This is a genomic window from Formosa algae (assembly GCF_001439665.1).
GTDB classification, from domain to species: domain Bacteria; phylum Bacteroidota; class Bacteroidia; order Flavobacteriales; family Flavobacteriaceae; genus Formosa; species Formosa algae.
Genome location: NZ_LMAK01000063.1, coordinates 105,041 through 116,819, shown reverse-complemented (window position 1 = coordinate 116,819; position 11,779 = coordinate 105,041). Strand labels below are relative to the sequence as shown.

Annotated in this window: 12 protein-coding genes; 4 read left to right on the top strand and 8 right to left on the bottom strand. The window is 32.4% G+C overall.

What is annotated here, in order from left to right:
- The first annotated feature begins 507 nt into the window (after window positions 1-507).
- On the top strand, window positions 508-1,104 hold the full coding sequence (locus AST99_RS13855) for a hypothetical protein (protein WP_057782643.1): 597 nt from the start codon (window positions 508-510) through the stop codon (window positions 1,102-1,104).
- 488 nt (window positions 1,105-1,592) lie between these two features.
- Window positions 1,593-2,201, top strand: a complete 609-nt coding sequence (locus tag AST99_RS13850; RefSeq protein WP_146035131.1) for a hypothetical protein — start codon at window positions 1,593-1,595, stop codon at window positions 2,199-2,201.
- A gap of 62 nt (window positions 2,202-2,263) precedes the next feature.
- Here the strand turns inward: AST99_RS13850 and AST99_RS13845 are convergent, their stop codons facing one another.
- The 8 genes from AST99_RS13845 to AST99_RS13815 form a co-directional block, all read right to left on the bottom strand.
- Window positions 2,264-3,043 carry an enoyl-CoA hydratase/isomerase family protein gene (locus AST99_RS13845; RefSeq protein ID WP_057782640.1) on the bottom strand — a complete coding sequence of 260 codons (780 nt, stop codon included), beginning with the start codon at window positions 3,041-3,043 and terminating at the stop codon, window positions 2,264-2,266.
- Window positions 3,044-3,046: 3 nt separating this feature from the next.
- The gene (locus tag AST99_RS13840; RefSeq protein ID WP_057782638.1) at window positions 3,047-4,498 is read right to left on the bottom strand and encodes an ATP-binding protein; all 1,452 of its coding nucleotides are present in this window, start codon (window positions 4,496-4,498) and stop codon (window positions 3,047-3,049) included.
- A 45-nt stretch (window positions 4,499-4,543) separates the two neighbouring features.
- Window positions 4,544-5,092 (bottom strand): CopD family protein, encoded by a 549-nt coding sequence (locus AST99_RS13835; RefSeq protein ID WP_057782636.1) that lies wholly within the window; start codon window positions 5,090-5,092, stop codon window positions 4,544-4,546.
- A gap of 10 nt (window positions 5,093-5,102) precedes the next feature.
- A complete protein-coding gene (locus AST99_RS13830; RefSeq protein ID WP_057782634.1) occupies window positions 5,103-6,467 on the bottom strand; it encodes an MATE family efflux transporter in 1,365 nt (454 codons plus the stop codon).
- Window positions 6,468-6,470: 3 nt separating this feature from the next.
- On the bottom strand, window positions 6,471-7,502 hold the full coding sequence (gene hemH / locus AST99_RS13825) for a ferrochelatase (protein WP_057782632.1): 1,032 nt from the start codon (window positions 7,500-7,502) through the stop codon (window positions 6,471-6,473).
- Between the two features lie 99 nt (window positions 7,503-7,601).
- Window positions 7,602-7,772, bottom strand: a complete 171-nt coding sequence (locus tag AST99_RS18795; protein WP_198151524.1) for a hypothetical protein — start codon at window positions 7,770-7,772, stop codon at window positions 7,602-7,604.
- Between the two features lie 35 nt (window positions 7,773-7,807).
- On the bottom strand, window positions 7,808-8,512 hold the full coding sequence (locus AST99_RS13820; protein ID WP_057782630.1) for a ThuA domain-containing protein: 705 nt from the start codon (window positions 8,510-8,512) through the stop codon (window positions 7,808-7,810).
- Window positions 8,513-8,518: 6 nt separating this feature from the next.
- Window positions 8,519-9,403 carry a helix-turn-helix transcriptional regulator gene (locus AST99_RS13815; RefSeq protein WP_057782628.1) on the bottom strand — a complete coding sequence of 295 codons (885 nt, stop codon included), beginning with the start codon at window positions 9,401-9,403 and terminating at the stop codon, window positions 8,519-8,521.
- Between the two features lie 209 nt (window positions 9,404-9,612).
- Between AST99_RS13815 and hemA the strand changes: the two genes are divergently transcribed.
- A complete protein-coding gene (gene hemA / locus AST99_RS13810; protein WP_057782626.1) occupies window positions 9,613-10,872 on the top strand; it encodes a glutamyl-tRNA reductase in 1,260 nt (419 codons plus the stop codon).
- Window positions 10,865-11,779, top strand: a complete 915-nt coding sequence (gene hemC, locus AST99_RS13805) for a hydroxymethylbilane synthase (RefSeq protein ID WP_057782624.1) — start codon at window positions 10,865-10,867, stop codon at window positions 11,777-11,779. The genes hemA and hemC overlap by 8 nt, the downstream gene beginning before the upstream one ends.

Here is an 11,779-nt window from a genome sequence, read left to right as displayed (position 1 = left end):
AGTTCACTCTTTTTTTGTTTGTAAACTTTGCGTCAATTAAATACAATCTCTGTTCTTTTTTAAGAAACTTCAAAAACCAATCACTTTCGTTTTTCACTTTCTAATATCAACCTTCTTTAGAGTAAAACACAGTGTAGTTTCTTTTCTATTTGGAAATAGTTTTAATATAAAACGCTTCTCCACTACGCTCGAAGATTGTTAATCCGATGCCACTTAAAATTAAAAGTACATCCTTATAAGTTTTAGTACTATTTACTATTACAGAACTTACAAAAAGTATACATCTTAATACTCAGAGTTAATTTTACACAGTTACCAAGTGTACTAATAAGCTAAAAATGTACATTATATCAAGAATTACCTTTAACCTATACTATTTTAACTCAACAATCTCTACACACCAAAAAGTTGGTTAAAATAGGATATAAAGTAGCCAATATCGATGTTTTGTGACGCCAAGTATTCCCATACCTTTGACTCAGTTAAATAATCTAAAATATTTGAATTATGAAAAAAATAATGACACTTAGTATTTGCTTGTTGGTAGCAGCTACCAGCTTTGCATCAGATTTCGCTAAAAACACGTCATCTAATTTTGATGGAAGAAAAGACAAAGAGATTACGTTAACATTAGACAATGTAAAAGAAGGTCAACAATTATATATAAAAGACATTAAAGGATTTGTACTTTATAATAAAACGTTTACAAGCACTGGAAGTGTAAAAAACACCTTCGACTTTTCAACTTTGCCTAATGGAGTATATTTCTTTGAACATGAAAAAGCGTATCAAGTTAAAGTGATTCCTTTTAATGTAAACAATGGAGAAGTAAAATTCTCTCCAAACGAAAAAGTAATTTACAAGCCTGTTGTAAAAGCAAATAACAACTCGGTATTCGTATCTAAGTTACAATTAGATAAAAAAGATGTAACGGTTAGTATTTTATTTGAAAACGGTAGTAACTTCGAAGTTATACACAAAGAAAACTTTACTAACACTGCAAATATCCAACGTGCATATAACTTATCTAAAAAAGCACCTGGTAACTACAAAGTAATTGTAAAAGCTAACGGTAGAGAATTTGTAGACTACTTTAGTATCTAAACAGTAATTAGCTTCAATAATATATTAAAGAGTGAACTTATAAAAGTTCACTCTTTTTTTGTTTACAAGATTCTGAAACACATCAATATTCATATTAAGAGCTTTAAGGAATAATTAAATTCAACCATCAATTGAAACAGTATTTATTTAAGAGTTTATATTCTAGAACGAATCTAATTTTTATTAAAAATTCGCCCTATTTAGCATTTGCAGTTTACAATTAGATGTAAGAAAATATGCACTATAACATTTAGCTAATGTTCTCTTAAACCAAAAGATAATTTAGCAACGTTTATAAATCCAGAAATAGGTTCTAAAGGCCTATTATATCTAAGATTATCTCAAACATATACTAAATTAACTTTATAATTAAATAACTCTAATTTAACGGTTAATCCAGTATATAAAGTAGCCAATATAGATGTTTTGACAAGCCTAGTAACACACTATATTTGAACAAGTTAAATAATCAAAAACAAAACTTAATTATGAAAAAAGTAATCACACACAGTATTTGCATGTTAGTTATGATTACTAGCATCGCAACAGGTTTCGCCAGCAACCTTTCTAGTTTAACAGCAGAAAGAGAAAGCATGGAAATTACGTTAACTCTAGATCATGTAAAAGCAGGACAGCAGCTATTCATAAAAGACATGAATGGATCTGTACTTTATAAAAAAATTATTGAGCAAGAAGGTCTTTTTAAAAATAAATTCGATTTAACAGCTTTACCTAGCGGAGCGTATTTTTTTGAACACGAAAAAGATTTTCAAATCAAGATTATCCCTTTTAAAGTAACTTTTGAAGAGGTTACATTTGAAAAAGACAATGAAAAAACAATCTTTAAACCTGTATTAAAGGTTAAAGACAACTGTTTATACTTTTCTAAATTAGATTTAGATAAAGAGCGTGTAGAAATTAATATTTATCATGACGATAGTCTGATTACTACCGGATACAATTTAATTTACACAGAAGAGATTTTAAACACTCCAAAAATAGAACGTGTATACAGCTTAGCTAAAGTACGCAAGGGTAACTACAAAGTTGTAACTAGCGCTAACGGTAGAGACTACGTAGAATATTTTAGCATCTAAAATACCAATTACATATTATTCTAAACTAACCTAAGTGGACTTTTAGTCCACTTTTTTTGTACTTACTTGCCTGTAAAATTTGCTTTTCGCTTTTCTAAAAATGCTGTTGTACCTTCTTTAAAATCTTCGGTTCCAAAACATTTACCAAATCCTTTAATTTCCTTTTTAAAACCATTAACTCCTGTTTTAAATCCGGCATTAATAGATTTTACAGCTTCAGCAATAGCTTTAGGCGAATTCTTTTTAATTTTATTAGCAATGTCGTCACAGAAAGTTAATAACTCGTCCTGAGCCACAACATGATTTACTAAGCCATAACTTAAAGCTTGTTCTGCATTAATCATCCCTCCTGTCATAATCATTTCCATGGCACGTCCTTTACCAATTAATTGAGGTAAACGTTGCGTACCACCATAACCAGGAATAACTCCTAAAGACACTTCTGGCAATCCCATTTTGGCATTTTCGCTAGCGACTCTAAAATGACAAGCCATGGCTAATTCCAAACCACCACCTAAAGCAAACCCATTTACCGCTGCGATAACGGGCGTAGATAAATTCTGAACAAAATCAAATAGCAATTCATGTCCTTTAGCAGAAAGTTTAGCGCCTTTTTCTTTATCAAAGCCTGCAAACTCACTAATATCTGCACCTGCAACAAACGCTTTTTCACCTTTTCCAGTTACTATAATAACACGTGTCTCATTGTCTTCATCAGCAGCTTTAAAAGCACGGTGCAATTCTTTAATTGTCGCTTTATTTAAAGCATTTAGTTTTGTGGGTCTGTTAATGGTAATTGTAGTAATACCGTCTTGAAATTCAGATAAAATATTAAAAATCATAATTTATGTTTTAGGAAAGGTAACAATAAATGTAGTGCCTTTGTCTAGTTGTGTCATAAAAGTAATGTTACCATTATAAGATTCAACTATATTTTTCACCATTGCTAAACCAAGACCGGTGCCACTTGATTTTGTTGTAAATTTAGGCTCGAACACTTTAGTTTCATTTTTTTCTTCTATTCCAATTCCGTTATCTGAAACCGTAATTTTAACCACCTCATCTTGCAAGGACACATGCACTACAATTTTAGGAATACGATTCTCCGGAATAGCTTGAATGGCATTTTTAACCAAATTTGTTACAATCCTTATCAGTTGTGTTTTATCAAATGTGGTTATAACCTCTTCTCTTTCGGCAAGAAATACAATATAATCTTTATTAAAAATATCTAAAGAGAGTCGCACTGTATTTACAACATTAATCGTCTCGTTTTGTTGTGCCGGCATATTCGCAAAATTCGAAAACGCAGAAGCAATAGAACTCATGGTATCTATTTGCTGAATTAAGGTTTCTGAATATTCTTCTACTTTATGATGAATCTCTGGATCGTCGGGACTAAACTTACGTTGAAAATTTTGAACACTTAGTCGCATTGGCGTTAACGGATTTTTTATCTCGTGCGCCACTTGCTTAGCCATTTCTCTCCAAGCCTGTTCCCGTTCACTCTTAGCGAGCTTATGTGCACTATCTTCCAACTGGTCAATCATACTATTATACGATCTTACCAAAGTTGAAATTTCTACACTAGCATCTTCAACATCAATGCGTGCATTACGTTTCTCTAAGGTTGTAGTATTAATTTTATCGCTTATCGTTTTTATGGACTTAGTAATATAATTCGCTAAAAAAAATGCAATGGCCGCCGCCAAACATAACATAAACAAATACGCATAGCTAATACGTTCCAAAAACTCATCTAATTCTTTAGCTAAAAAATCATCGTCTTCTAAATAAGGTAAATTTAGAATTGCTAAAGGTTTAAATTTCTGATCTGTAATGTATGAATAAGACGATTGATAAATAATATTATTCTCACTACGCTTTTCAACAAATGTATGTTTTGCTGTATTAGAAAGGGTATTTAAAATATCTGTATTGATGCAATGCACCGAAGAATCTTGAGAAAAACCCGCACGAGACGAAGTTAAAATAGAGCCGTCTAAATCGTAAATATTAATTTGTAAATTATGAATATTCGCAATTTCGTAGATTTTTTCCTTAAAAATATAAGGGATCTTTTCTGATTTTACTTCGTAAGAGGTCTGTTTAATTACAAAGTTAATGTGAGATTTTATGTTTTTCTCCTTACGCTCTAGTCGCTGCTGATGATAGTCAATGGCCTCTTCTCCATATTGATAGATTGCAACACCAACAATTAAAATAGAGGCCAAAACCACTACAAAAAGCATTGCTACAAAAATGCGAAGCCGTAAAGATATTTTTTTAAGTTTCATAAGATATTACCGTACGCTAAACGCAACAATAATCAAGCCATTGTTTTAAGCGTTTGGGTTTTTAGCACGTATACGTTTATAAACTTTAAATCCTAGCATAATTAGTACGCCGAGGACAAAAATTCCAATCACACCAAAAATCCAATTAAAGCTACTTTTTAAAATTACCAAAAATACTACAGCAAAAAGAATAAAAGTGGCACCTTCATTCCACAGTCGCATAAAACTTGATGTTTTTCTTACGTCGTCACGTTGCAATTGCTTAAAATATTGATGCGTTTTTAAATGATATATTATAAGTAAAACAACAAATCCGAGTTTAACATGCATCCAAGGTTCTTGTAACCAATCTGGCATAAGAATAAGTAACCAAACAGCAAATACTGTTGCTAAAATAGCAGAAGGCCATGTAATTATAGTCCATAAACGCTTAGTCATTAACTTTAACTGTGCTCCTAGAATTTCTTTATCCGGAGATGGTTTATGAAAAGATTCTATTTGGTATACAAACAATCTAGGAATATAAAAAAGCCCAGCAAACCATGTGATGACAAAAATTAGATGAAGCGATTTTATATAATTATAATATTCCATAACACATAGTTTAATTTGTAGTTGTAGTCTTTTTAATTAAGTCTGATTTAATTTCTTTATTCAAGAAATATCCTGTGACAATAGTAGACAATATATCTGAAATAGGAAATGACATCCACACGCCTAATTCGCCATAAAAATTCGGTAAAATTAAAATTAACGGAATAAAAAAGAATCCTTGTCGCGTTAAAGTTAAAAGTAATGCAGGTTTTGCCTTTCCGATTGCCTGAAAATAAGCTGCACCAATTAATTGTAAGGCTATAATAGGTGTTGCTGCAAACACCCAACGCATAGCATAAGGTGTTTCTTTCACTACTTCTGGATCTTGGGTAAACATCTTGGTAATACTTTCCGGAAATACCATAAGCAATACAAATACAATTGTTGCTAAAATAGCGGCATATTTTATGGCCGTATTAATAGATAAGCGCACCCTATCGTATTGTTCTGCCCCATAATTATAACCTGCAATGGGTAAAAATCCTTGGGTAACACCTAACACAGGAAACAACGCAAACATAAGCATACGCCCAACAATAGCATAAGATGTCACTGAGACTTCACCGCCAATATCGAATAAAATGTTATTCATAAACAAATAGGTTACACTCACTACAGCTTGACGTGCAAGTGTTACAAAACCAAGAGAACCAATTTCGGAAATTACTTTCCACTTAATGCGTAAATGCGACCAATTTATGTTTAGAACTGTTTTTTTATTTAAGAAGAAATACCAGAAAGCATAACAAAAGCCTAGAATATTAGATCCTGTAGTTGCCCAAGCCGCGCCGGCCATACCATAATCTAAAAGATTAATAAAAATATAATCGAATATAAGGTTACCAATAGCAGGCACCATCATGGCATACATTGCAAATTTAGGATTCCCTTCTGCACGTATAACATTATTCCCCACCATAGATAACCCCAGAAAAGGCACACCGTATAAAACTATGGTATAGTAAATTTTAGCAGGATCGAATATATCGCCTTTACCTCCAAAAGCGAGTATAATATTGTCTTTGAAAAAGAGCCCTACAAAGACAAAAACTGAGATGAGTAGTATTGTTAAGGTTATCTGATTTCCGAAAGTAGATAACGCTTTCTCTTTATTTTTAGCACCTAAAGCTCTAGAAATAATAGAAGCTCCACCAATGCCAATAGACATGCCTAGAGCTGCTATAAAAAAAGATACCGGTAACACTATATTTATGGCTGCAATAGCTATAGAGCCAATCCAATTACCAACAAAAATAGTATCTACAAGTATGTTTAGAGACATGACTAAGATCCCGATAGATGCTGGTACAGATTGCCTAATTATAAGCTTACTTATAGGTTCTGTACCTAAATCTACCGCTGTCTTTTTTGTCATATTTTATGTTGTAGCCGTTGTATCTGCCCAATTATTAATCCATTTGGCTAATAATTCAGACCAAGCATTTTCTTCATTTAAACAAGGTACTGTTGTGAATTCTTTTCCGCCAACTTCATGAAAAAGTTCCTGACCTTCCATAGCTATTTCTTCTAAAGTTTCTAAACAGTCACTTACAAAAGCAGGTGTAACTATAGCAATATTTTTAGTCCCTTCTAGACCCATTCTTTCAATAGTTCTATCTGTATATGGTTGTAACCACGGGTCGAACCCTAATCGAGATTGAAACGACGTAGAAAAAGTGTCTGGTTTTAAATTAAGTTTTTCTCCTACCAAGCGGGTAACTTCTAAACACTGGTGTCTGTAACAAAACTCATGTGCTTTAGATGGGGTTTTACAGCATGAGCCATCTAATTTACAATGCGATTTTGTAACATCACTTTTTCTAATATGGCGCTCTGGAACACCGTGATAAGAAAACAAAACATGATCGTAGGTTTTGCTTTCAAGATGATGTTTTATTGAATTACTTAAAACTTCTATATAATCCGGTCTATTATAAAACGCGGGTAAATGATCTATTTTAATATTAGGAAAATGAGCTTGTCTAATCTCTTCTGCCAACACTAAAATAGTCTCTGTAGTAGCCATGGCAAATTGAGGATATAGCGGAATAAGAAACACCTCATCTACACCTTGATCTACCAATTGCTTAAGTCCTTTTTCAATCGTCATCGAACCATAACGCATAGCTAATGCCACAGGATATTCTATTTCCTTTTGAACTTTAGCTTGTAAGCGCTCTGAAATAACAATTAGTGGAGAGCCTTCTTCCCACCATATTTTTTTATAGGCAGCAGCAGAAGCTTTAGGCCTTGTTTTAAGTATAATCCCTTTTACAAGTGCAGCTCTTGCAATGTACGGAAGATCGATAACACGTTCATCCATTAAAAATTCCCCCAAATATGTTTTAACATCTTGTGGAGTAGGACTCTCTGGAGACCCCAAATTAACAAGTAAAATTCCTTTCTTCATATTACAAAAGTACAATAGAAATTATGATCCTACGATACCTAAATCATAGTATTATCTTATTAAGAATTAAATCAAATTGATTAAAATTTATAGTATTAATCAAATTTTATCTTTAGGGATTTTCTGTGTTTTTAGAGTATACTGATCTAAATTCTGTTTTTCATTGGCATTACAATCTTGAAAAATGCCGCAAGAAACACCTGGTCTTACTAAAGATTTCGTGTCCGCTTGCTTAGACCACGCTGCTATTTCTGGAGATAAATACGTCATAACAAAATGCTTTTAATTATCTAAAATAGAATAATTTATCTGTTTAAACAATAAAGAACACCTCCTAAAAGATGTGATCTAAAATCTGAATCGGCATAAGCTTCAAAAGTATGTCCCATTCCTGTATAAAAAGAGCGTCCACCATCAAATTCATGATACCAAGAAATGGGATGAAAATCGCCATTCTTTCCTCCTTCATAAGAAGATTCGTCTAACAATAATAGTGGAATTATATCTGGATTAATAGATTTAAAATTATACCATTCATCAAATCGCTTTAAAGGACCTTGAAAATGTTTTGTAGACTCGTGTTTTGCATCGACAACACTTAAAGTGGCTTCGCATGATTTTGGATGATCTAAAAAATAAGCCCCAACTAACTTACCATACCAAGGCCATTGAAACTCGGTATCTGATGCAGCGTGAACTCCTAAAAAGCTTCCGCCTTTATTAATAAACATTTTAAATTGTTGCTGTTGCTCGTTATTTAAAACATCACCTGTAGTATTTAAAAAGATGACTACTTTATATGCTTTTAAGTCTTCAGCATTAAAAATTGTGGCATCTTCGGTATGTGTAACTTCAAAATTGTTAGTCGCTCCTAATTCTTGTAAAGTTTGTACACCAATTTCTATAGCTTTATGCCTATAGCCTTCTGTTTTAGAAAATACTAAAACCTGATCTTTGGGAGCTCCAAAACCAGTAAACCACGATAATAAAAACACAAGAAAACACCTCATAACACCTTAATTTATAGATTGTAAATACTTTTTGGGAGTTGTACCATATTTTTTTTTAAAAGCAGAAATAAAATGACTTGATGTACTATAACCAACTTTTAAACCTACTTCGTTAACATTTAAACCTCCGGTTTCTAATAACTTTCTAGCTTCTTCCATCTTATAATCAAATAAAAAGCTAAATACAGAGTCGCCATAAATTTGTTTAAAGCCTTCTTTAAGTTTTTTAAGACTCAACCCAATCTCGTCTGCCAATTCTTGCAAACTTGGAGGCTCTGCCATTCTAGAAATAATAATGTCTTTGGCTTTTCTAATTTTTATGACATTGGTTTCATCAACCAAAAACGGACACTGTTCAGTATTAGCATCTTCACTTCTGTTAAAATACAGACTTAGCAACTCGTAAGCCTTACCTTTAAAATACAGATTTTTAATAGACTCGTTTAAGTTATAATGAATCATTTGGGTAAGCACTATAGCCATAGATGGTGAAATTTTACCATCTTTATAATACTTCTTATCTTTATTATCGTGACTTAAAAACGTAATGTAATCGGCTTCTTGAGAAAACAAACCATGAAACTCTTTTATAGATATTAAAATGGTAACCAACCACGAGTTTGGATTCACTTCTAGATGAATTGGCAAGTCTTGTTGCGGGTTATAAAGTAACAGCGAATTCTCTTCATTTATGTTTAATGTATAACTTCCTTTATTAAATTTAAACGCAGAAGATCCCTTTAAACAGAAATGAAATTGTATAAAACTACTGTCTATAGATTTTTCTACAGTCTCTACTTCAAGCCCCTCATTTTGATAGGTTAACACTAAAAAACCTTGATCTATAAAGGTTTCATTAAAAGTACCTATAGCGATATTTTTATCTCCCATTTTCTTAAAAAACTAATTTATTTGTATTTAGATTGCTTCTAAACAAAGTATAACGAAAACGTTGTTATACTAGCAAAAGTATGATATTTATTAGATTAGATTGAAAAAATTACTGAAAAAACCCGAAACGACACTAAAAGTTCTTTGAGCGTTACTTTTTTACATTTACACTATATACATTTGTTCAAAATTTGCAACCAACATATTTAATGAATCAAAATCACGGATCTCGAGGCACTTATTTTTATGCCATCGGATTAAGTTATAAAAAGGCAGACGCTGAAATTAGAGGACACTTTAGTCTTGATGACACAGCAAAATTAAACCTTCTAAACCAAGCTAAGGCTACAGGTATAGAAAGTTTGATAGTGACGTCTACATGCAATAGAACGGAAATTTATGGTTTTGCAGAGCACCCATTTCAACTTATAAAATTATTATGCGACAACACTAAAGGTACCGTAGACGAGTTTCAGAAAGTGGCATATGTATATAAAACTAAAGAAGCCATCTCGCATATGTTTCGAGTTGGTTCTGGATTAGACAGTCAAATTCTTGGTGATTTTGAAATTATTAGTCAGTTAAAAACAAGTGCTAAATTATCTAAAAAACTAGGCTTACTAGACACCTTTTTAGAGCGCTTAATTACCATGGTTACTCAAGCAAGTAAGCGTATTAAAAACGAAACAGAAATTTCTTCGGGAGCGACTTCGGTCTCTTTTGCTTCTGTACATTACATTTTAAATAACGTTGCAGATATTTCTAACAAAAACATCTTGCTTTTTGGAACTGGAAAAATAGGAAGAAATACTTGTGAAAACTTAGTGAAGCACACTAAAAATGAACAAATTACGCTAATAAACAGAACAAAAGATAAAGCAGAACGTATTGCTGGAAAATTTAATTTGTTAGTTAAAGATTACGCCAATTTACAAGAAGAAATAAACAATTCTGATGTCTTAGTTGTCGCTACTGGAGCACAAAATCCTACAGTTGATAAACACCTGATTCAAACCAAAAAACCGCTTTTAATTTTAGATTTATCTATCCCTAAAAATGTGCATGAAAATGTAACAGATTTAGAAGGCGTAACATTAATACATTTAGATTATTTATCGCAAATAACAGATGCCACTTTAGAGAAACGTAAAGCTTATATTCCAGTTGCCGAAACCATTATTGAAGACGTTAAAAAAGAATTTAACGTGTGGTTAGAAACTAGAAAATTTGCACCTACCATAAAAGCTTTAAAGAATAAATTATTAGATTTTAAATCTGCAGAATTAGACGTTCAGCGTAAAAAAATATCTGATTTTAACGAAGCTCAAGCCGAGTTAATAAGCAATAATATTATTCAGAAAATAACGAATCATTTCGCACATCACTTAAAAGACGAAGATTTTTCTACTAACGAAAGTCTTGAACTTATTAAAAAAGTGTTTCAGCTAGAAACATCAACAAATGCATAAAACTATTCGCATTGGCACAAGAGACAGTCAGTTGGCTCTTTGGCAAGCAAACACCGTTAAAAAACGTTTAGAAGATTTAGGCTATTCAACAGAAATTGTTGCCGTTAAATCTACCGGAGATCTTATTTTAGACAAACCCCTTTACGAATTAGGTATTACTGGTATTTTCACCAAAACCTTAGATGTCGCGATGTTAAATGGCACAGTAGATATTGCTGTACATTCTATGAAAGATGTCCCTACGCTTTTACCAAAAGGCATTATTCAATCTGCCGTTTTAGAACGTGCTAACGTAAATGATATTTTAGTGTATAAGGATCTCAATTTTTTAGATACTGCAGGCACTATAGCAACGGGAAGCTTAAGGCGTAAAGCACAATGGCTAAACAGATATCCAAATCATCAGGTTGAAGACTTAAGAGGAAATGTAATTACACGTCTTCAAAAATTAAAAGATAGCAACTGGAATGCGGCTGTATTCGCCAAAGCGGGATTAGAACGTATTAATGTTTTACCAGAGCAATTTATTGAGCTAGATTGGATGGTCCCTGCTCCTGCACAAGGTGCAATGGTTGTGGTCTCTTTAGAAAAAGATAAAGATGTTACTGAAGCCGTACGCAAATTAAACGACACACCTACAGACATTTGCACACATGTAGAACGTGATTTTTTACGTATATTAGAAGCTGGTTGTACCGCTCCAATTGGTGGTATTGCAACTATAATTAATGATACCATTACATTTAAAGGTGTTTTACTAGCCTTAGATGGTAGTAAAAAACTAAGCATAAACAAGACCGATACCCTCGCAAACTATAAAAACTTTGGTAAACGTTGTGCCTTAGAACTCATTGAAAATGGCGGAAAAGAACTCATGGATTCAATTAAAAAAGAAATGAATTCATAA

Bases quoted from the DNA above. Each gene is read 5' to 3' on its own strand.
- AST99_RS13855 (WP_057782643.1), top strand. From the start codon at position 508: ATGAAAAAAATAATGACACTTAGTATTTGCTTGTTGGTAGCAGCTACC.
- AST99_RS13850 (WP_146035131.1), top strand. From the start codon at position 1,593: ATGAAAAAAGTAATCACACACAGTATTTGCATGTTAGTTATGATTACT.
- AST99_RS13845 (WP_057782640.1), bottom strand. From the start codon at position 3,043: ATGATTTTTAATATTTTATCTGAATTTCAAGACGGTATTACTACAATT.
- AST99_RS13840 (WP_057782638.1), bottom strand. From the start codon at position 4,498: ATGAAACTTAAAAAAATATCTTTACGGCTTCGCATTTTTGTAGCAATG.
- AST99_RS13835 (WP_057782636.1), bottom strand. From the start codon at position 5,092: ATGGAATATTATAATTATATAAAATCGCTTCATCTAATTTTTGTCATC.
- AST99_RS13830 (WP_057782634.1), bottom strand. From the start codon at position 6,467: ATGACAAAAAAGACAGCGGTAGATTTAGGTACAGAACCTATAAGTAAG.
- hemH (WP_057782632.1), bottom strand. From the start codon at position 7,502: ATGAAGAAAGGAATTTTACTTGTTAATTTGGGGTCTCCAGAGAGTCCT.
- AST99_RS18795 (WP_198151524.1), bottom strand. From the start codon at position 7,772: ATGACGTATTTATCTCCAGAAATAGCAGCGTGGTCTAAGCAAGCGGAC.
- AST99_RS13820 (WP_057782630.1), bottom strand. From the start codon at position 8,512: ATGAGGTGTTTTCTTGTGTTTTTATTATCGTGGTTTACTGGTTTTGGA.
- AST99_RS13815 (WP_057782628.1), bottom strand. From the start codon at position 9,403: ATGGGAGATAAAAATATCGCTATAGGTACTTTTAATGAAACCTTTATA.
- hemA (WP_057782626.1), top strand. From the start codon at position 9,613: ATGAATCAAAATCACGGATCTCGAGGCACTTATTTTTATGCCATCGGA.
- hemC (WP_057782624.1), top strand. From the start codon at position 10,865: ATGCATAAAACTATTCGCATTGGCACAAGAGACAGTCAGTTGGCTCTT.